This window comes from Ectobacillus sp. OTK, assembly GCF_059698935.1.
Map to the genome: position 1 here is coordinate 4,089,709 of NZ_AP048547.1, position 19,872 is coordinate 4,109,580.

The window sequence follows — 19,872 nt, forward strand, 5'->3', positions numbered from 1 at the left end:
AACGCTATGTTTCATACAGTGGAAGAGGCGTTACGCGATTTAAAGGCTGGAAAGCCGATTATCGTATGCGATGATGAAAATCGTGAAAATGAAGGTGACTTCGTATCGCTTGCCGACCAAACAACGCCGGAAGTGATTAACTTTATGATCACGCACGGACGCGGCCTTGTGTGCGTACCAATTACGGAGGAGCATGCAAAGCGCCTATCGCTTGAACCAATGGTAACAAACAATACAGATGCGCACGGCACTGCCTTTACAGTGAGCATTGACCATAAGGAAACAACAACTGGCATTAGCGCTTATGAGCGCTCCCTTACCATCCAAAAAATGCTGGACCCAAAAGCAAAAGGAAGCGATTTTAAGCGGCCAGGGCATATTTTCCCGCTTATCGCGAAAAAAGGCGGTGTGCTGCGTCGCGCCGGTCACACAGAAGCTGCCGTGGATCTTGCGATTTTATGCGGATCGGAGCCAGCCGGGGTCATTTGTGAAATTATCAACGAAGACGGCACAATGGCACGCGTTGGGGACTTAGAAAAGGTTGCGGAGCAATTTGATTTAAAAATGATTACGATTGAAGCGTTAATTGAATATCGGCGCCGCAACGAAAAGCTCATAAAACGCGAGGTGGAAATTACGCTTCCAACAGAATTCGGAACATTCCGTGCCATCGGCTATACAAACTCTCTTGACGACAAAGAGCATATTGCAATCATAAAAGGTGAAATCAATCCAAATGAGCCTGTATTAGTACGCGTACATTCCGAATGCTTAACAGGAGATGTACTAGGGTCATACCGCTGCGATTGCGGACCGCAGCTGCATGCAGCACTCGCTCAAATTGAAGAGGCAGGCAGCGGAGTATTGCTATATATGCGTCAGGAAGGCCGCGGCATTGGTTTGATCAACAAGCTGCGCGCCTATAAGCTTCAAGAAGAGGGCTATGACACTGTCGAGGCGAACCATAAGCTCGGCTTTGATGCAGACCTTCGCGATTATGGCATTGGTGCGCAAATTCTAAAGGATTTAGGTGTGCGCGATATTAAATTGCTGACAAACAATCCTCGTAAAATCGCGGGCCTTCAGGGGCATGATTTACAGGTAGTAGAACGCGTTCCGCTGCAGCTGCCAGCGAAGCGAGAAAATCAAGAATATCTCAAAACAAAATACGAAAAATTAGGGCACATGCTGCGCCTGTAAGAAAAGCGCAAGCGCCCTGCTTAGCTGGGACAGGCAAACAACCCGCACATGGAAGGCGCTTTTGCCTTTTGTGGTGAGGCTTGTTTGACAGCAAGGGGCTGGGCAATGCAAAAAAGTTATACTTTATTTATAAAAGGAGACGAAAACAATGATATTTGAAGGACATTTAGTTGGTACGGATTTAAAGATAGGAATTGTAGTAGCACGTTTTAACGAATTCATTACAAGCAAGCTGCTCAGCGGTGCCCAAGACGGCTTAAAGCGTCACGGCGTTGCTGATGCAAACGTAGACGTAGCTTGGGTACCAGGCGCGTTTGAGCTTCCATTAGTCGCAAAGAAAATGGCGACAAGCGGCAAATATGATGCGGTTATTACACTTGGCACAGTAATCCGCGGCGCAACAACGCATTATGATTACGTGTGCAACGAAGTAGCAAAAGGTGTTGCTGCGATCTCATTACAAACGGAAGTACCAGTTATTTTCGGTGTACTAACAACAGAAACAATCGAGCAAGCAATCGAACGCGCTGGCACAAAAGCTGGCAACAAAGGCTGGGAGGCTGCTGTTTCTGCGATTGAAATGGCAAACCTGGGCAGACAATTGCAAGGATAACAAAAGAACGCTATCCTTTTTCAAACATAAAAACGAGACCTGCCATCGGGTCTCGTTTTTACTCTTCATTTGGTTCATTTGTAATGACAATTTCCTTCCTATGAATGTCCAGCCGATATTTCAAATGCCAAGAGGACTTATACACCTCTAGAATATCTTCCTGTACAGTTAATCCGACCAGCATATCCCCCTCCCAATCAAATACAACGTAATCATTTTCACTCGAATACAGTTTGCATCCATCATGCATGACAAGCGTCCAATGATTTAGCAGAATATGCCGGTTGAGCGCCATTGTCTAAAACCTCTTTTCTTTTGTTGTAAGCAGCATCGCTTATTTTGCAGCCTCTTGCTTTTCCCCCACTTCAGCTGTAAGCTGCTGCATCGTTTTTCCTTCTGTTTGAATCCCAAGCTTCTTGGCAAGCTCATGTACCTCTTTTTCTCTAGCTGCTCGAATGCCCTCAACAATCGTATGCATGCTCTTTCCTTCCGTTTCAATTCCGTACCGCGCCGCTGCACGCTGAATCATCTCTAAACGCTTCGCCTCCTGGGCATCATGCAGTTCCTCGCGCACCTGCTTGAGCTCTTTTCCCTCTGTTTCAATCCCAAAATGCTCGGCCTTTTGACGGAAATGCTGTTCAATACGCATATGCATTTCCTGCTGCGTCGGCTCCGTCGCAGCCTTCACGGGGTCTGCGCTGAGCGCCTTAAATAAAATCAAAAAAGTCATTGTTGCTAATATATATCTGCACATATCAACCCTCCTGACCTTACTCTCATTGTTACTATGCGCAGGAGGGGAAAGGAAAATTCGCCCATGAGGAGAAAACTTCTTGGAAATAAGAGAATGAGTCCATTTTTTACGCACTAAAATAGCCGGACTCAACATGAGCCCGACTGCTGTGTTTTACTGCTTCTTTGCTTTTTCTACTGCCCCTTTAATATCCTCGTACGATTTCCCATCCGTTTGAATTCCAAGCTTTTTTGCTTCTTCCATGACTTGTGCTTCTTCTTTTTTCATAATTTCCTTACGCAGCTGGTAGTTCGTTTTTTCTTCTGATTGGATCCCAAGTTTTTTCGCCGATTGTACGAGCTGCTCATGCTCCTGCTCATACCGTGCTTTTTGTACCTCTTCTCTTAACTGAAACAGCGATTTTCCTTCTGTTGCAATGCCAAAGCGCTTTGCTTCCTCTTTTAAGTCCGACTCGTGCAGCTTACGAATTTCATTATGGATTTGTTCGACTGTCTTTCCTTCTGTTTGAATCCCAAATTCCTTTGCTTTTTGCAGTAGACGCTCCCGATGCTTTTTCTCAAGCACTTGATGCAGCTCCGCCTTTATCTGCTCATCGCTTTTTCCTTCTGTTGCAATTCCAAAATGCCTTGCCATTCTAAGCAAATGCTCATGCTGCGAGCCGTCCTTCCAAAGCTGCCCATGCATCGCTTCCGCTTTTACTGCTGGCAGCATCCCTGCTCCACCTACTGCCAATAAACCAGCCATTGTCCATGCTATTACCTGTTTTTTCATTGTGTGTTCACTCCTTTTATTATGGAAGATTACCGTTATTTTACCCAATTGGTTGTTTTTTCCTCATGTTTTTATAAAAAATTGTATAAAAAAACAGGGGAATTTCTCCCCCTGCTTCTTTACATATACTGCATGACAAGCACAAGTATAATCGTGCACAATAGGCTTGGCAGCATATTTGCGACACGAATAGACGTGATTTTTAAAATATTCAGTCCAATAGCGATGATAAGAGCACCGCCTGTAGCTGTCAGCTCGATAATAAGCTGATCCATAATTTCCGTTGGTACAAATGTATGGATTTGTGTCGCTAACAGCGCAATTGCGCCTTGATATAAAAAAACGGGACCAGCAGAAAATGCGACCCCGATACCGAGCGCCGAGCTGAAAATAATAGCGGATATGCCGTCAAGAAGCGATTTTGTATACAAGACAGTATGATCGTGGCGTAAACCGCTGTCAAGCGCCCCGATAATGGCCATTGCTCCGATTACATAGACAAGCGTAGCGGTTACAAAGCCGCGGGCGATATTTCCCTTCTCTTTTGCACCAACCTTTCTTTCTAGCCAAAGTCCAAGCGCATTCAGCTTGTCTTCGAGCGCCCACATTTCCCCAAGTGCCGAACCAACGGCAAGACTGCTGATAACGATTAGAAATTCCTTGCTTTTAAGCCCCATTCCTACTCCCAGAATAACAACAGCTAAGCCGATAGACTGCAATACAGTGTCCTTCATTTTTTCAGGAATGTTTCGAAAAATAAGTCCGAGTAAACTGCCGGCAATGATAGCAACAGCGTTTACGAGTGTTCCGAGCAGTGACATTGATGTACCTCTCCTTCTCCTCCTTTTTACCTTCCTAATCATATTTTATTTTTGCAGAATATTCAAGATAGTTAACTATATAAGAAAAGCAGAAATGGTCTGCCCTTGACCTGTAAAAGGGTGTTCTCCAGTATACAGGCGCTCTTTTCCTTTTGTTCCGGAGGTTATTTTGGGGACGGAAGCAGGCTGCGGGAGTGAGCCAATCTCTCTAAAAGTTATAATAAAAAAACAGCCTGCTTACGGCTGTTTTACTTCAGGATAGGCATATATAACATAACGATCTGGTGCTGAGCCGATAAATCGGAATGGATAGCAGGTTGACACATTTAAAACTTCATTTGGTGCGGTTGAACCAATCACTGTCGTATCGTTTGCCGGGACAATTTTTGCGTGATCCATTACATAACGAAATGTGCCGTACGGCAGCTCTAGAATCAACTCATCCCCTTTTTCTATTTCACCAAATCTCCGAAATACTGTATCGCGATGACCGGAAAGCAAAATTTGGTTGCTGTCCCCTGGAAATGCTGTACCGGTATAATGTCCGACTCCCTTTTTTAAGTCATCTGGGTCTGTTCCTTCTATAATAGGAAGAGCAGCGTTAATTTTCGGAATCCGAAGCATGCCGATTGTTTCATTCTTTTTCGGCTGAAATGCAGCACGGCTCGGCTTTGTGTCCTTTGCTTTTCCCAACACCTCTTGTGCCTCCGCTGTTGATTGCTTCTGCTGCCGCTTTGCATCAATAAACTGCCATCCATTTATACTTACTAGCGCTATTCCTGTTATAAATAGCAAAGCTGCAACATATTTTCTCATCCTCTTGCAACATCCTTTATAATCTTTTCCTTATCAGTATCATAAAACAGATGCAGAATTGCATCAATTATGAAAATGCCGCTTCATATGCCATGTTGATAGTATACTTCGCAAAACCGGGATTCACAGAATCACCAACATATTGAATACGTTCTTGGCCTTCCAAGTATTTTTGAGCGTTTGGCGAGCAGTCAAATACAATTTGCAGTGCTTTTCCGTAAATCGGTTTAAAGGACCAGTTACCATCTGCAGTAGGATCAACGATTTTCTTCTTTTGGATATAGTTCACAACAATTTGGCGATTCTCATCCGGTGCTTGTAAAATAACTGTGCTATTCTTCGCACCCGGGAACGTCGGACTGCTTCCCCGATAATGATTGGTTGCTACAATAAACTTCTGCTCAGCAGTTACCGGTTTTCCGTCATATGTTAGGTTTACAATGCGCTGCGCATCGGCATTCACGATATTTCCATCCTTGTCATACTTTGCAGGCTGCGTTACATCAATTTGATAGTACACACCGTCTAGAACATCGAAGTTGTAGGTTGGATACTCTAGATTGATGAGCTCCTGCTCTCCTGTGTTTTCTGGATCGATTTGATGAAATTGCCCGGCTGACATTTCCAGCCACTCCTTTACATCTGCACCTGTTAGCAGCACTGCCGCTAGCATATTCGGATAGACGTATAAGTCTGCAATACTTCGAATCATTAATGTTCCTGCTGCAATATCTGTATAATAATGCACGCCGCCCCGGCCGCCAGCTTTAAACGGGGCTCCTGCAGATAATACAGGAATATTCGCATACTGGCTATTCTCAGGAAGCTTCAGCCATTCCTCTACATATTCCTTTTGTGCATTTGTGACGAGTTGTATGGAAGGGTCGTCCTGCACTAAAGCAAAGTAGCTGTTAATCGGCGCTGTAGAGATGCCTATCTCTTGATTGACGTAACGGATTGTTTCTTCATGCTCCTCCCGAATGGCAGCTAATACTTGCGAATCTGCAGCCGCAAGTGATACCTGCGCCGTTTTATCGTAAATATGAAGCAGGCTTGCTTCTGAGTTCTCCTTGTTGACGATCCACGCACCCTTTTCATTGCGAAGCTCTAAGTCGATGACACCAAGCGCGCTTCCGAAGCATCCCGGCATCGTGATCGGAATGCCATCTATCACCTCTGCTCGATAATCATGAGAGTGTCCCGCCAATATCGCATCAATATCAGGAATGGTTGTTAAAAAGGCTGATGTATTCTCGGCGTTTTCTACATATACGGATGCATCCCCCATACCAGAGTGAGAAAGGGCGATGATGATGTCAGCCCCCTCCCGCTTCATTTTTGGAATAAACCTCTTAGCTGATTGAATGATATCCTGCACAATGACTTTTCCTTCGAGGTTTCCTTTATCCCAAATCATAATTTGCGGCGGAACAAAGCCGATCACCCCAACTTTGATTGTATGTATTTCCCCGCTTTCATCCATTACTTCTTTGTCCAATATTATATATGGCGTAAAGCAGTTTAAAGATTGGATGCTGTTTCCATTATCTTGATACACATTCGCGTTCACGATGGGAAAATCTGCTCCCTCCAGCGCTTGCTTCAGAAAAGACAATCCGTAATTAAACTCATGGTTTCCGAGTGCTGCTGCATCATACTTCAACAGATTCATCACGCGGTATACAGGGTGATCCTGTGACAAACGGTTGGACTTATACATATAATCGCCGAGCGGTGTTCCTTGTATTGCATCACCATTATCAAACAACAGCGTGTTTTTCTCGCTGCTGCGTATTTGCCGAATGAAGGTGGCTATGCGGGCCAACCCGACCTTTTCATCCATTTTTACTTGATAATAATCATAATCCGCAAGGTTCATATGGATATCAGAGGTTTCTAAAATTTTTAATTTTACCACATGCTCCCTTGTAGTTTGCGGACTGACGGAGCCAAGCGTCAAAGCAGCATCTGATGCCATTTTCTTATTTTTCATGGTGTCATTCCCCTTTATCCTAGACTTGGCTGCTACCCATCTTCATCATTTTATCATAAAGAAAACTCGGCAATTGGCGAGCCGTTAGGCGAAGACGGAGGCGCAGCTGCACTTTATTCCTAAAGTTTCCTACTACGTCGAATTGGCTCCCAGCTGGAAACTTATACTTTCTTAAAGTGTAAGAAAAGCGGATGCGATCTGCCCTGCTCCCAAAGGAACTCCTTTTGTAGGAAAAGAGCGTTAGCGAGCAGTTCAAATAAATTGTATGTCAAGTTAGTATAACACACATCCTATGCTGCCTACTCATCATGCTTCAAATAGCCTTTACTGCTGTTTTACACAAATCACTGTTGGAGATACTAGCTTCTATACTCTATTTTTTGATAAAGGAAGTCATGCAGCAATGAAATATGTACGCTCACCCATCATACTCATTTTACTTACTGCAGCTTGCATCAGCCTCATTTTTCTTCTTCAGATTAAGAATCGGCCGCAGGCGAAGGAGATGGCTGAACAAACGAATCAATCTGAAGAAGCTGCGGTGCGGCTCGCAGCAGTTGGTGATATTCTCCTTCACGACGTTGTTTATAATGATGCCCGCACCGGTGAAAACCAATTTGATTTTCAGCCTATGTTTGCTGCTGTAAAGCCTTATATTGAGAAGGCTGATTTTGCCTTCGCAAATCAGGAATCGGTAATGGGAGGCGTAGAAATCGGTTTATCCACATACCCTTCCTTTAACAGTCCGATTGAAATCGCTGATGCCCTTGCTTTTGCCGGATTTGATGTGATTAGCCTTGCGAATAATCATACGCTGGACCGCGGCGAACAAGCCTTGCAGCGCAGCATTTCCTATTGGGATCAGCTCGGCATGATCCGAACAGGCGCATACACGTCACAGGAGGATAGAAATACGATTCGCACCTTTTCTAAAAATGGCATTACATGCGCCGTCTTATCTTATACATACGGTTTAAATGGGATCGAAGTGCTGCAAAAGCCCCATCTGGTGAACCTAATGCAAACCGAACAAATGAAACAAGATGTGGAACAGGCAAAGCAGCTTGCAGATGCAGTCATTGTCATCCTTCATTTTGGAACCGAATATGAGACGCTGCCCAACAGCAGCCAAAAGGAAATTGTACAATTTTTAGCAGACCTCGGTGTTTCTGTCATTTTCGGACACCATCCACATGTACTGCAGCCTCCTGAATTCGTGACCGGAAAACAAGGAAATCAAACCTTTGTTGCCTACTCGCTCGGCAATTTTCTTGCCGGACAGGAAAATGAAGAAACACACTTTGGCGGCATTACAGAGATTTCTATAAAAAAAGAGAAGGATGGACGCATTGTATTGGAAGACCCGTCCTTTCTTCCAACCTTCACGTACTCTCGCAATCAATCGCACTATCAGGTCATACCGCTTGCGCAGGTTACAAAAGAACAATATCCGCTTGCAAAGGAGCGATATCAAAACATCATACAGCATATGAAAACATTTCTTCCGACGCTTCGGATTGTTGAAACAAAGTAACAAGGCGGAAGTTTAATTTGATATTGGCATTATTACAAAGTCCCAAATAAAACCCCGCTCGTAGAACGGGGTTTTTAAGCTGGATGGTATATGACCAAACTTAATCGAGTTAATGTGTTTCCTGAATTATGGTAGGTATGGGGTCTGTCAGCTTTGAATCTGATAGAATCCCCACTTCTTATTGTATACTCAATGTTATTTACACGAACAGTTAATTCCCCATCAAACACAGTTAAAAATTCCTCTGTTCCCCCTTTGTGCGCATCCGAACTTAGAAACCACCTTTTTCTATTTCGACTGAATAAACTTCGAAGCGTCTGTCATCTTGGAAAGGAAAGTAGGGGTGAACTCGATACTTTCCGTTATCTTCAGTTAATGTTTGAACCTCACTTTTTAAAACAACTTTGGTATCTGGTTACGGATTATGTATTAGAGGAGTAAAAGAAATCTTTAGGCCATTTGCAATTTTCCATATAGTTGTAATAGTTGGGCTCGATTCTCCTCTTTCAATTTGACCAATCATAGTTTTACTTACTCCAGTCAGCTCAGCGACCTTTTCAAGGCTGAACTTTTCCCTTTCTCTAGAGGCTTTTAAATTTTTGGCAATGATAAAATTTATTTCCTCCATAAATACACACCCTGTGTACAATATAACGTCTGATAACTTAAAAGGGATTTATTAAAATAAAAAGAAAAATATTTGACACATCCACTACTTTGTAATACTATGTAGTAGTACTAAGTATTGCTGAGTAGTTGTAAGGAGGATATATGAAAGATTTAACTGAAATGCTTAAGGGAGTTCTTGAAGGTGTGGTGCTTCAAAAGATTCAAACAGGCGAAACCTATGGTTATGAAATTACTAAGTACCTAAATGAGTTAGGTTTTGATGATATTGTGGAAGGAACTGTCTATACCATTCTTGTTCGAATAGAGAAAAAAGGGCTCGTGGAGATTGAGAAGAAAAAATCTGAGCTTGGACCCGCGAGAAAATTCTACACACTGAATGCTAAAGGAGAACAAGAATTAAATGATTTTTGGAAACGCTGGTCATTCTTAGAAGAAAAAATGAATGAAATAAAGGAGCAAAGAGATGTTTAAAAAGATAATTCAAGAAAAACGAGAATATCGTGCATATAAAAAAAGAGTGAATGAATTACCTGAAGAGTACAGAAAAACAATGAAAGCAATTGAAAATTATATGTGGAACTTTGCTAAGGGATCGGGTATGTTGGAGGTTTTAAACAATATTTTAGAGATGTTCGAGAGTAGTGCCAGTGATGGTTTAAGTATACGAGATGTAGTAGGAAATGATATAGCAGAATTTGCCGACTCATTCTTAGCTGAGTTTCCGGAAGAAACATGGATTGACAAACTAAGAAATAAATTAAGAGATTCTATTAAATAAAGGAGCGAGCCATGAATTCAACTGTTCTTGAAATCAAAAATGTAAAAAAGAGTTTTAAAGGGAATAAGGTTTTAAAAGATGTAAATATCACTGTGAAACAAGGTTCCGTTTATGCCTTATTAGGGGCTAACGGAGCTGGGAAAAGTACCCTATTAAAAATCGTTACGGGGTTACTTAATAGCGATGGTGGAAAGGTGACAATTCATGATATTAATGTTGCTGACAATCCTATGGCGGCACAAAAGCTATTTAGTTTTAGTTCACAGAATACCACTGTTGACGGTGTACTGACTGGATACGAAAACCTTAAATTGATTGCAAAATTGCGACATGAACGCAATCCGAGAAAAGTTGCCGAAAGTTTGTTAGATAAGTTTGATCTGACTGAGGCCAAAGATAAAGCTGTTTCAAATTATTCAGGAGGAATGCGACGGCGTCTTGACTTAGCAATGAGTTTAGTTGGGAATCCAGAAATCATTTTTCTAGATGAACCTACCACTGGATTGGACCCTAGAAGTAGGCAGGATCTTTGGAATACTATTAAAGAAATGAAGTCGCAAGGGAAAACAATCTTCTTAACGACCCAATACTTAGAGGAAGCAGATTATTTAGCTGATCAGATAGGCTTTTTACGTGAAGGGAAAATTGTTGCCAGTGGAACCCCAGATGAAATGAAACGTATTGCTGGAGCAGATAAATTACTTCTTGTATTTAATAGTAATCAAGACACCGGGATAGCTTTAAAACTTTTAGAACCATATTCTCCTGTAAAAAAAGACGATTGTGAGATTTCCATTGATTTAACAGAGGATATAACAACTACTTTAAACGTGTTGAATGCTCTAACAACTGAAAAACTTGAACTAAAGACTTTCAAAATGATTACTCCAACCCTTGATGATGTGTTTATTACACTTACAAAAGGAGGAAAATAATGAAAATCAGACAAAATTTTGGAGATACATTAGCACTTGCCAATAGAATTATTAAACACAATATGCGAAGTATCGACACTCTTATTACCGTTATTGCTATGCCTGTTATGATGTTATTAGGTATGGTTTATATATTTGGAGGAGCAATCCAAATTCAAGGAGTGTCTCAAGAGGACTATATTAATTATGTGCTTCCTGGAATCTTATTAATGACGATTGCCACCGGATCAGCTTATACCTCATTACGGATTAACTTAGATAAAACAGCAGGGATGTTTGATAGATTTAAGTCAATGCCTATATCAAAATCATCCGTATTAGGTGGTCAGGTTTTCGCTTCAGTTGTCTTTATGTTAGTTTCTATTATTGCAGTTTTGTTAGTAGGATTCCTAGCTGGATTTAGAAGTGAGGCAACATTTTCTGAATGGCTTCTTGCGGGGTTAATAATTATTCTTTTTTCTCTTACAGTAACATGGCTTTCAGTACCTTTTGGATTGGCTGCTGGGAGTATTGAAGGAGCTAGTTCCTTCTCTTACATCTTGTTGATGATGCTTTTTGTCAGTTCCGCATTTGTTCCTGTGGATGGAATGCCAAAGGTAGTTCGCCTCTTCGCAGAAAATCAACCAATGACACCAATTATTCAAACAATCAGAAATCTATTAAATTCACATGCTGCTGGAAATGATTTGTGGGTGTCTATTGGTTGGATGGTGCTAATCATAATGATTTCATATATATTTGGAATGAAAGCTTATAGGAGAGTATAAGTAACTATTAATAATAATTTAAAGAAAGTAAATTTGGTGTTATTCCACAAAAGGGCACTTTAATGGAGTAACGAAAAAAAGCCCAATTTCTCTATTTTAATAATGATAAAAGCTGCCCTAGGGCAGCTTCATGATTCATAATAATTGCCGTAATACGTATTCGAATACGGCCATGTTTGCAAATACGGCTGAATCTGCACCTGCTCGTTTTGGCGGAATGGCATAAATCGCTCCTCTAAGACAGGAGCATATGTCGGAGCATAATAATACGGCGGAACAACAGGGTATAACCAAAACATATAGAATCCCTCCTATGCATATATTGAACAATATGCATTACACAAGCTGTTTGGGTGGGCGATTTTGCCATATATTAAAGAAAATTCGCCGATTGGCGAGCTTTTAGGCGAAGACAGAGGCGTAGTTGCACTTATACTTTATTCCTAAAATTTCCTGATACGTCGAATACGCTTCTAGCTGGAAATTTATACTTTCTTAAAGTGAAAAATAAACGGAATCTACGCAGGATCCCGTTTATTCGTTACGTACGCATCAGCGCCACTGCCGTTGTTTTTTTTTTCTCCATACGGCGTTGCCGTTCCTTTTCATACAGACGGTAAATGATAAAATACGAAGCGAAACCAAGCAATGTTCCAAAAACCGTCATTCCAATCAATGTGTATAACCCGCTATGCAGCAGTTCCTTAGCGATATCTAGAAAGTTCCCCGAAAATACCTCTAAAAGCGAGTGCTCCTTCAACGGTTTATCATTTATTTTAACTGGATAAATAAACTTACCGAGCGCATGAGCAAACGGGAGTAAAACAACAGGCAAAAACGTTAGCTTCCCGATAACGTTTCCAATAATCGCTGCCGGAAGAGATCCGCGGAATAGACGGACAATTGGGTAAAACAGTAAGTAAATTAAAGAAGCAGTAGAAAGAACAATCATCTCCATACCAAAGCCAAGTGCGAATCCAAGCGCAACCTTTTTGGCACCGCCAGGAGATCGAAATAATTTATAAAAATTAAGCTTAAACGCACGTTGTATCTTTCTCCAAAAGCCGTATTTCCTTCTTTCCCTTTTCACATGCATCTCTCCCGTTTTATCCTTCACAAGTTTCCCGAAACATATATTTCTCCTTGTATATACTATTATAATGTATAAAGAAGAGTTAAAAAAGATAGTAAATATTTAAAATAGTAATACATATTTTAACAAAGCACTAAACGCCCTGTTCTACTTAGCTCCTTTTACTATGAAAGGCACTGTTTGCTCTGTGCGTGGAAGGCTATTTGACTGCGATTTGCCAGCTGGACAATTCTCCGAAAGCTATACTTTCTTATCTCAATAAAGAAAACTCGCCGATTGGCGAGCTTTTAGGCGAAGACAGAGGCGTAGTTGCATTTATACTTTATTCCTAAAATTTCCTACTATGCCGAATTAGCTCCTAGCTGGAAATTTATGCTTTCTTAAAGTATAAATAAAACAAGCAGCCTCCTTTAGAAGACCGCTTGCTTCATAGCTATTGTAATAAAGCAGCAAGTACTGCTTTTTGCGCGTGAAGACGATTTCCAGCCTGCTCAAATACGGCGGACTGTGGACCATCGATAATTTCTGCCGTCACTTCTTCACCGCGGTGTGCCGGCAAGCAATGCAAAAATTTGTAATCTTGCTTAGCCCATTGTACCAATTGCTCATTTACCTGATATGCCGCAAAATCTTGTAGACGCTTTGCCGCTTCCTCTTCTTGCCCCATGCTAGTCCAGACATCTGTGTATAGGAAATCCGCTCCCTGCACAGCTGCTTGTGGATTTTCCATAATCTCAATCACAGCGCCTGTTTCCTTGGCAATTTCCTTCGCTGTATTTACGATTTCCTCATTTGGCTCATAACCAGCCGGACAAGCAGCCGCTACATGCAAGCCAACCTTTGCGCCTCCAATTAATAAGGAATGAAGTACATTGTTGCCGTCTCCAACATAAGCAAGCTTCACACCTTGGAACGTTCCTTTTTCCTCATAAATTGTCTGCAAATCTGCTAGAGCTTGGCAAGGGTGATGACCATCTGTTAAGCCGTTAATCACAGGAATTGTCGCATGCTTCGCAAGCTCTGCTACTTTCTCGTGCTCAAATGTACGAATCATAATTGCATCTACATACTGCGATAATACTTTTGCTGTATCTTCAATTGTTTCGCCGCGGCCAAGCTGCAGTTCTTTTCCGCTTAAAAACATACCGTGTCCGCCAAGCTGCAGCATGCCCGCCTCAAAGGAAACACGTGTACGCGTAGAACTTTTATCGAAAATCATCGCTAATACCTTTCCTTGCAATACATTTGGATTGCTTCCCGTTTCAGCACGCTGCTTCTTCAGCTGCACAGCCAGCTGAATCAAGGATAAAATCTCCTCTGAGCTAAGCTCTTCTAATGTTAATACATCCTTTGCGTTTAATTTTATATCTATCGTTTGTTGTAATACACTCATGTAAGTACGCCTCCCTTTGATTGTCTTGCTCCCTTATGAAAAACAACACTCACCATAAAAGGCAAATACGAATCTTTCATGGTGAGGAATATTTCACTATGTGAGCAAATCTATCTATTTCTACTTTTATTATAATGAGATAACACTTGTTTTACTCAGCACTTCTTTGATCATGTGAGCCGCTGTTTCCAGCTCTTCCTTTGTTACCGTTAAAGGAGGCAACAGACGCACGACATTTGGTCCTGCCACCAATACGAGCAAGCCTTTCTTTTGCAGCTCTGTTACAAAAGGAGCCGCTTCTCCATTACATTCTATCCCGATCATTAATCCTTTTCCGCGTACTTCCTTGACGACTGGAAGAGTTGTTGCATCTTGCAGAAGCTCCATGAAATACGCTGCTTTGTCCGTCACGCTATCTAGGAATTCCGGCTGCATTACGTTCTCTAATACTGCCTTCGCAGCAGACATGGCAATCATGTTTCCGCCAAACGTTGTGCCGTGCGTACCTGCACTGAACGTATCAGCAAGCTCCTCTTTTCCAACAAGCGCCCCAACTGGAATACCGTTTCCAAGTCCCTTCGCAATAGTAATGATATCAGGGGAAATGCCGTAGTGTTGGTAAGCGAATGCTTTTCCTGTCCGTCCGATTCCCGTTTGCACCTCATCAATGATTAGCAATGCCCCATATTGCTTGCAAAGCTTTTCTGCTGCCTGCAGGAATTCTGCTTGTGCCGGCGTTACGCCGCCTTCTCCTTGCACAGCCTCTACCATAACAGCTGCTACTTCATGGTCCATCGCCTGCTCAAGCGCTGCTGCATCGTTAAATGGTAAATAAGAGAATGTTGGCAGCAGCGGACCGAAGCCGCTGTGAATTTTCTCTTGTCCTGTCGCCGTCATTGTCGCAAATGTACGGCCGTGGAACGACTGATGGAACGTTAAGATTTTGCTTTTTCCTGTATATTTACGAGCTAGCTTAATAGCTGCTTCATTCGCTTCTGCTCCGCTATTACAGAAAAATACGCGCTGTCCGTCACTATTTGCAACGAGAAGAGACGCAACTTCCTCCTGTAAGGAGTTTTCAAAAAGATTTGAAACATGCCATAGCTTTTGTAATTGTGCCTGCACTGCTTCAACCACGGCAGGATGACAATGCCCTAGATTACATACAGCGATGCCAGAGACAAAGTCTAAGTATTCTGTTCCGTTCGCATCGATTACCTTTGCGCCCTTGCCTTCTACGATTTCCAATTCCCAACGTTTGTAATTCGGAAATAATGCGCTGCTCATCCTGCCTTCACTCCTTTTGTAACAGTTGTTCCAATAATTTCTCCATTTTCATCGATAAAGCCTTTAAGTCCATCTACAATAATAACCTGTTCTACTTCACCTTGCAGGGAAGCTAAAGCTGCCTTCACCTTTGGAATCATGCCGCCCGTAATAACACCCTCTTCAATGAGGCTTGACAACAGCTCTTCGTTCGCCTCGCGAATGAGCTCGCCATTATGAAGCACACCTGGAACGTCCGTTACAAATAAAAGCTGCTTTGCTCCAAGCGAAGAAGCAATCGCTCCCGCTGCTGTATCACCGTTAATGTTGTAAAGCTGACCGCTTGTATCCATGCCTACTGGAGACACCACTGGAACGAGCTCCTGTGACAACAGGCTTTGAAGCAGCTTCACATTTACAGCTTTCACATCGCCAACATATCCAAGCTCTTCATTTAAAGCGGCCGCTTCAAGAAGCTTGCCATCACAGCCGGATAATCCGACAGCTGACGCACCGTTCTTCTCAAAGCGCGCTACGAGATTTTTATTTACCATGCCGCATAAAATCATTTCTACAACCTGCAGTACATCCTTTGTTGTGACGCGCAATCCGTTCTTTTTTTCTACCGGAATGTTCAGCTTCGTCAACATTTCATCGATTTCGGGCCCGCCCCCATGGACAACAACAAGGTCGTGCTCTGCTTTCAGCTTTTGCAGGCTCGAAAAGAAAGTGTCCGACAGACGTGCTAATACGCTTCCGCCGCACTTTACTACAATTGCCTCTTTCATTTCCGTCTCCCCTTACGTGCGATAGCTCGCATTAATTTTCACGTAATCATAGCTTAAATCACAGCCCCATGCCGTTCCGCTAAAGTCCCCAATGTTCAAGTTAACATTAATTACAATTGTATCCTGCTGTAAATAACGCTTTGCTTCTTCCTCTGAGAAAGGCTGCGGTTCACTTTGTTTCAGTACAAGGATATCTCCTAATGAAATATCCACCGTACGCGGATTTACAGGCGCCTCACTATGACCTAATGCACCGATGATTCGACCCCAGTTTGCATCCTCGCCATAAACTGCTGTTTTCACTAAGCTAGAGCCAACGATTTTCTTCGCCGCCATACGCGCATCGTCCTCTGAAGTCGCGCCGTGCACATTCACTTCAATCAGCTTTGTTGCACCTTCGCCGTCTTTTGCAATCGCCTTTGCTAAATCCTCGCACGCATTTTTAAATGCTTCGAAAAATTTATCCCAATCTGGATGTCCCGGATGAAGCGGTTCGTTTTCTGCCAATCCGCTCGCCATTACAACGACCATATCATTTGTAGATGTTTCGCCGTCTACTGTAATTTGATTGAATGTGCGGTTTGTTACCTCGCGCAGGGCCTGCTGCAGAACCTCGCTGTCAATATTTGCATCCGTTGTAAGAAAGCCTAGCATTGTTGCCATATTCGGATGGATCATCCCAGAACCCTTTGCCGCACCTGCTACTGTTACAGTTTTGCCGTCAATGACTGTTTGGTGGCATGTTTTCTTCACAACTAAGTCTGTTGTTAAAATCGCTTCATAAAAGCCAAACGCATTCTGCTCATCCTCCGTAGGAGAAAGCTGCGTAATTCCCTCGCGCACATTCTCCATAGGAAGCATTTCACCGATTACTCCCGTTGAAGCAACCGCTACAAGGTGTTCCTCTAAACCGAACTGCTGCGCTGTCAGCGTGCGCATCTCAAAAGCATCCTGTTCTCCTTGCTCTCCTGTACATGCATTCGCGTTCCCGCTGTTTACTACAATTGCTTGAAGCTTTCCGTGCGCGGCAATGCTATCTTTCGTGACAACAATCGGTGCTGCCTGAAATTGATTTCGTGTATACACAGCTGCGCAGCTTGCCGGCACCTCACACAAAATCGCTCCGAGATCTTTTCTCGCTTTTCGAATTCCGGCATGCACTCCTGTTGCCTTAAAGCCTTTTGGAGTAACAATGGATCCATTTGCTAATTTTACGCACACTGATGTTTCAATCATGATTTTTTCCTCCTCTATGGATACAAAGGCACGATATCAAGCCCTGTTCGTTCATTCAATCCTAATAAAATATTTGCGTTTTGCACCGCTTGCCCCGCAGCGCCCTTCATTAAATTATCAATAACAGACACAACTGTAATCCGTCCTGTTCGCTCATCATATGTTACAGCTATATCGCAATAGTTTGAGCCGCACACCTCTTTCGGACTTGGATATCCGTTTTGACGGATCCGTACGAATGAAGCTCCTGCATAGCTTTCCTCATAGATTTGCTTTAGCTGCTCTGCCGTCATTTCATGCTTCGCCTGCCCGTACATTGTTACCATAATACCGCGTGTGATTGGAATGAGATGCGTGCTAAATGTAATAGGCCTCGTATTTTCATTCCATTCTGTCAGCATTTGCTCAATTTCCGGAACGTGCTGATGCTCATTTACTTTATATATTCTAAGGTTATCGTGAATTTCGGGGAAATGCGTCATCGCGTTCGGTGATTTACCCGCTCCCGATACACCTGATTTTGCGTCAATAATAAGAGAATTCTCTTCAATTAATTGTTCCTTCATAAGAGGCGCCGCCGCAAGCAATGCAGCTGTTGCATAGCATCCCGGATTTGAGATTAAGTCTGCCCCGTAAATGCTGTCCCTCTTCCATTCTGATAATCCGTAAACTGCTTTTGCTAAATCCTCTCGCCCCGCAGCCGGCCGTTTATACCATTGTTCATATGCATCTGGATTTTTCATCCGGAAATCCCCAGATAAGTCAATCACTTTCAATCCTTTTCGCAATAGCTCTGGAGTTAGCTCTTTAGAAACCCCAGGAGGCGTTGCTAGAAATACAAGCTCGCTTGTATTGGCAATATTATCTACGTCTACTTCTTGTAATGTATCAGTTACGATCGAGTTTAGGTGCGGATACTGATTGCTAATCGGTTCCCCCGTTTGCGAAAATGAGTGAATCGAAGCAATCTCAAGCTCAGGGTGGTGAGCAAGCAATCGCAGCAACTCCACTCCTCCGTATCCCGTAGCACCGATAACAGATGTTTTCATATGTTCCCTCCGCTCATCAAATCAATGTATCTCTGATTATAATATTGTATATTTATGACGTCAATTAAATATTTATAAATGACCGAATTTTTTTCATGTTCTCATAATATGAGGACGTCTAACTAGAAGATAGAGCAGGAATCAGGAAACCTTTCTTTCTTAATAATGCCCTAAAAAGAGACCTATAAAGCATACTCCTTTTTGGCACAATAGCATAAAGCTATGTATCCTCAGCTATTTTAGAACGCAGTTTCAATGAAAGAGGTGTTTTTATTCATCCGATTGCATGAAAATTATAATTATGAGAGGCCAAAAAGAAGCAGCCTATTTCTCTTTATCCTTCCTCTCTTCTGCTGTATACTGTTAGAAAATGATGCAAAAAGGGACTAAAAAGATGAATAAAGCACTGATAAGAAATATGATTCGCAATTGCTTTTATCAATATCATTACACAAAAGAGACGCTGCCGCTCTCGGAGTCCGATTATGAGCAGCTTCTCGAGGAAATACGGAGGATGCAGCGGGAGCAGCCTGGCGGGGAGCTATACGAAATGATAGAGGATGCTGTATACGAGTGGATAACAAAGTCAAATGAATAAGACAGTAAAAAATAAACGGGAAGGCTTTAAGCCTTCCCGTTTATTTTTTACTAAGCGATTTTCCCGCCACATGCTCAAACAAACCAGGAAATAAGGAAAAAAACACGGGACCCATGCCCATCCATCGCGGAAGATTCAACTCCCGTTTTCCGGTTTCAATCGCTTTTATCGTTTCCTTTGCTACATAGTCAGCTTTCAATATATATCGTTGCACGCTCTTGGCGTACGTACCGGATTGATCAGCAATGTTGAGAAAGTTCGTTTCAATAGGACCTGGATTTACAGCTGTGACGTGAATATTTGTATTCCTCAGCTCCATGCGCAGACTGTTTGTAAAACCGAGCACCGCATGCTTTGTTGCCGCATATGCGCTTGATTTTGGTGTTGCAATTTTCCCAGCAAGCGAGGCAATATTGACAATATGTCCGCTGTTACGCCGAAGCATGCTTGGAAGAACTGCCTTTGTACAAGCAACGAGACCGAATACATTTACATTAAACATTTCTTTGACCTCTGCCATGGAGGCATCCTGAAATGTTTTGAAAATACCAAAACCCGCATTGTTCACAAGAACATCCACAGAACCGACTTCCCGCTCAACACACGCAAATGTTTCTTCCACCATCCGTTCGTCACTCACGTCAAGCACGTAAACATGACATGGTGTACGGTACTGGGCTTCAATTTGCTCCTTTAGCTCCTCAAGCTTGCTTTTCGTGCGCGCCATTACGACAAGCACTGCTCCAAGAGCTGCAGCCTGCAAGGCGAGCTCCGCACCGATGCCGCTTGAGGCACCTGTAATGACAATAACTTTTCCGCTAAGCTTCATATTTCCAC

Annotated in this window: 22 protein-coding genes and 1 pseudogene; 8 read left to right on the forward strand and 15 right to left on the reverse strand. The window is 42.7% G+C overall.

Annotated features, from left to right (window positions below; genetic code table 11):
* Window positions 1-6: 6 nt before the first annotated feature.
* Window positions 7-1,200, forward strand: coding sequence for a bifunctional 3,4-dihydroxy-2-butanone-4-phosphate synthase/GTP cyclohydrolase II (locus AC6HZ4_RS20265; protein ID WP_497491509.1), 1,194 nt, complete (start codon window positions 7-9; stop codon window positions 1,198-1,200).
* Window positions 1,201-1,348: 148 nt separating this feature from the next.
* Window positions 1,349-1,813, forward strand: a complete 465-nt coding sequence (gene ribH, locus AC6HZ4_RS20270) for a 6,7-dimethyl-8-ribityllumazine synthase (protein WP_497491510.1) — start codon at window positions 1,349-1,351, stop codon at window positions 1,811-1,813.
* A gap of 58 nt (window positions 1,814-1,871) precedes the next feature.
* On the opposite strand, the gene AC6HZ4_RS20275 is transcribed toward ribH, so the two are convergent.
* The 6 genes from AC6HZ4_RS20275 to AC6HZ4_RS20300 all read right to left on the reverse strand — a co-directional run bounded on the left by AC6HZ4_RS20275 (window position 1,872) and on the right by AC6HZ4_RS20300 (window position 6,968).
* Window positions 1,872-2,108: a hypothetical protein gene (locus AC6HZ4_RS20275; RefSeq protein ID WP_497491511.1), complete on the reverse strand. Its 237-nt coding sequence runs from the start codon at window positions 2,106-2,108 to the stop codon at window positions 1,872-1,874.
* 39 nt (window positions 2,109-2,147) lie between these two features.
* The gene (locus AC6HZ4_RS20280) at window positions 2,148-2,567 is read right to left on the reverse strand and encodes a hypothetical protein (protein ID WP_497491512.1); all 420 of its coding nucleotides are present in this window, start codon (window positions 2,565-2,567) and stop codon (window positions 2,148-2,150) included.
* Window positions 2,568-2,720: 153 nt separating this feature from the next.
* A complete protein-coding gene (locus AC6HZ4_RS20285) occupies window positions 2,721-3,338 on the reverse strand; it encodes a hypothetical protein (protein WP_497491513.1) in 618 nt (205 codons plus the stop codon).
* Window positions 3,339-3,457: 119 nt separating this feature from the next.
* Window positions 3,458-4,159: a DUF554 domain-containing protein gene (locus AC6HZ4_RS20290; protein WP_497491514.1), complete on the reverse strand. Its 702-nt coding sequence runs from the start codon at window positions 4,157-4,159 to the stop codon at window positions 3,458-3,460.
* A gap of 237 nt (window positions 4,160-4,396) precedes the next feature.
* Window positions 4,397-4,975, reverse strand: coding sequence for a class D sortase, LPxTATN-specific (gene srtD, locus AC6HZ4_RS20295; protein WP_497491515.1), 579 nt, complete (start codon window positions 4,973-4,975; stop codon window positions 4,397-4,399).
* Window positions 4,976-5,042: 67 nt separating this feature from the next.
* The gene (locus AC6HZ4_RS20300) at window positions 5,043-6,968 is read right to left on the reverse strand and encodes a bifunctional 2',3'-cyclic-nucleotide 2'-phosphodiesterase/3'-nucleotidase (RefSeq protein WP_497491516.1); all 1,926 of its coding nucleotides are present in this window, start codon (window positions 6,966-6,968) and stop codon (window positions 5,043-5,045) included.
* A 403-nt stretch (window positions 6,969-7,371) separates the two neighbouring features.
* On the opposite strand from AC6HZ4_RS20300, the gene AC6HZ4_RS20305 reads away from it, so the two are divergent.
* Window positions 7,372-8,502 carry a CapA family protein gene (locus AC6HZ4_RS20305; RefSeq protein ID WP_497491517.1) on the forward strand — a complete coding sequence of 377 codons (1,131 nt, stop codon included), beginning with the start codon at window positions 7,372-7,374 and terminating at the stop codon, window positions 8,500-8,502.
* A gap of 74 nt (window positions 8,503-8,576) precedes the next feature.
* Here the strand turns inward: AC6HZ4_RS20305 and AC6HZ4_RS20310 are convergent.
* A pseudogene (locus AC6HZ4_RS20310) lies at window positions 8,577-9,130 on the reverse strand (helix-turn-helix domain-containing protein).
* Window positions 9,131-9,273: 143 nt separating this feature from the next.
* On the opposite strand from AC6HZ4_RS20310, the gene AC6HZ4_RS20315 reads away from it, so the two are divergent.
* From AC6HZ4_RS20315 to AC6HZ4_RS20330, 4 genes are read left to right on the forward strand one after another with little or no spacing between them, the layout of a single operon-like run.
* The gene (locus tag AC6HZ4_RS20315) at window positions 9,274-9,603 is read left to right on the forward strand and encodes a PadR family transcriptional regulator (protein WP_497491518.1); all 330 of its coding nucleotides are present in this window, start codon (window positions 9,274-9,276) and stop codon (window positions 9,601-9,603) included.
* A complete protein-coding gene (locus tag AC6HZ4_RS20320; RefSeq protein ID WP_497491519.1) occupies window positions 9,596-9,910 on the forward strand; it encodes a DUF1048 domain-containing protein in 315 nt (104 codons plus the stop codon). Before AC6HZ4_RS20315 ends, AC6HZ4_RS20320 begins: the two co-directional genes overlap by 8 nt.
* An 11-nt stretch (window positions 9,911-9,921) precedes the next feature.
* Window positions 9,922-10,845, forward strand: coding sequence for an ABC transporter ATP-binding protein (locus AC6HZ4_RS20325; protein WP_497491520.1), 924 nt, complete (start codon window positions 9,922-9,924; stop codon window positions 10,843-10,845).
* Window positions 10,845-11,612, forward strand: a complete 768-nt coding sequence (locus tag AC6HZ4_RS20330) for an ABC transporter permease (protein ID WP_497491521.1) — start codon at window positions 10,845-10,847, stop codon at window positions 11,610-11,612. The genes AC6HZ4_RS20325 and AC6HZ4_RS20330 overlap by 1 nt, the downstream gene beginning before the upstream one ends.
* A gap of 128 nt (window positions 11,613-11,740) precedes the next feature.
* Here the strand turns inward: AC6HZ4_RS20330 and AC6HZ4_RS20335 are convergent, their stop codons facing one another.
* From AC6HZ4_RS20335 to argC, 7 genes are all read right to left on the reverse strand, one after another.
* The gene (locus tag AC6HZ4_RS20335) at window positions 11,741-11,911 is read right to left on the reverse strand and encodes a hypothetical protein (protein ID WP_497491522.1); all 171 of its coding nucleotides are present in this window, start codon (window positions 11,909-11,911) and stop codon (window positions 11,741-11,743) included.
* 242 nt (window positions 11,912-12,153) lie between these two features.
* The gene (locus AC6HZ4_RS20340; protein ID WP_497495789.1) at window positions 12,154-12,708 is read right to left on the reverse strand and encodes a DUF2062 domain-containing protein; all 555 of its coding nucleotides are present in this window, start codon (window positions 12,706-12,708) and stop codon (window positions 12,154-12,156) included.
* A 430-nt stretch (window positions 12,709-13,138) separates the two neighbouring features.
* Window positions 13,139-14,098 (reverse strand): ornithine carbamoyltransferase, encoded by a 960-nt coding sequence (argF, locus tag AC6HZ4_RS20345; RefSeq protein ID WP_497491523.1) that lies wholly within the window; start codon window positions 14,096-14,098, stop codon window positions 13,139-13,141.
* Between the two features lie 129 nt (window positions 14,099-14,227).
* Window positions 14,228-15,385, reverse strand: a complete 1,158-nt coding sequence (argD, locus tag AC6HZ4_RS20350; protein ID WP_497491524.1) for an acetylornithine transaminase — start codon at window positions 15,383-15,385, stop codon at window positions 14,228-14,230.
* On the reverse strand, window positions 15,382-16,152 hold the full coding sequence (argB, locus tag AC6HZ4_RS20355) for an acetylglutamate kinase (protein ID WP_497491525.1): 771 nt from the start codon (window positions 16,150-16,152) through the stop codon (window positions 15,382-15,384). The genes argD and argB overlap by 4 nt, the downstream gene beginning before the upstream one ends.
* Window positions 16,153-16,164: 12 nt before the next feature.
* Complete coding sequence (argJ, locus tag AC6HZ4_RS20360) at window positions 16,165-17,388, reverse strand: bifunctional ornithine acetyltransferase/N-acetylglutamate synthase (protein ID WP_497491526.1); 1,224 nt, start codon at window positions 17,386-17,388, stop codon at window positions 16,165-16,167.
* 14 nt (window positions 17,389-17,402) lie between these two features.
* The gene (gene argC, locus AC6HZ4_RS20365) at window positions 17,403-18,437 is read right to left on the reverse strand and encodes an N-acetyl-gamma-glutamyl-phosphate reductase (RefSeq protein WP_497491527.1); all 1,035 of its coding nucleotides are present in this window, start codon (window positions 18,435-18,437) and stop codon (window positions 17,403-17,405) included.
* Window positions 18,438-18,831: 394 nt separating this feature from the next.
* Between argC and AC6HZ4_RS20370 the strand changes: the two genes are divergently transcribed.
* Window positions 18,832-19,035, forward strand: a complete 204-nt coding sequence (locus AC6HZ4_RS20370; protein ID WP_497491528.1) for a YqzH family protein — start codon at window positions 18,832-18,834, stop codon at window positions 19,033-19,035.
* Window positions 19,036-19,075: 40 nt separating this feature from the next.
* Here the strand turns inward: AC6HZ4_RS20370 and AC6HZ4_RS20375 are convergent, their stop codons facing one another.
* Window positions 19,076-19,864: an SDR family NAD(P)-dependent oxidoreductase gene (locus AC6HZ4_RS20375; protein ID WP_497491529.1), complete on the reverse strand. Its 789-nt coding sequence runs from the start codon at window positions 19,862-19,864 to the stop codon at window positions 19,076-19,078.
* Window positions 19,865-19,872: the final 8 nt, after the last annotated feature.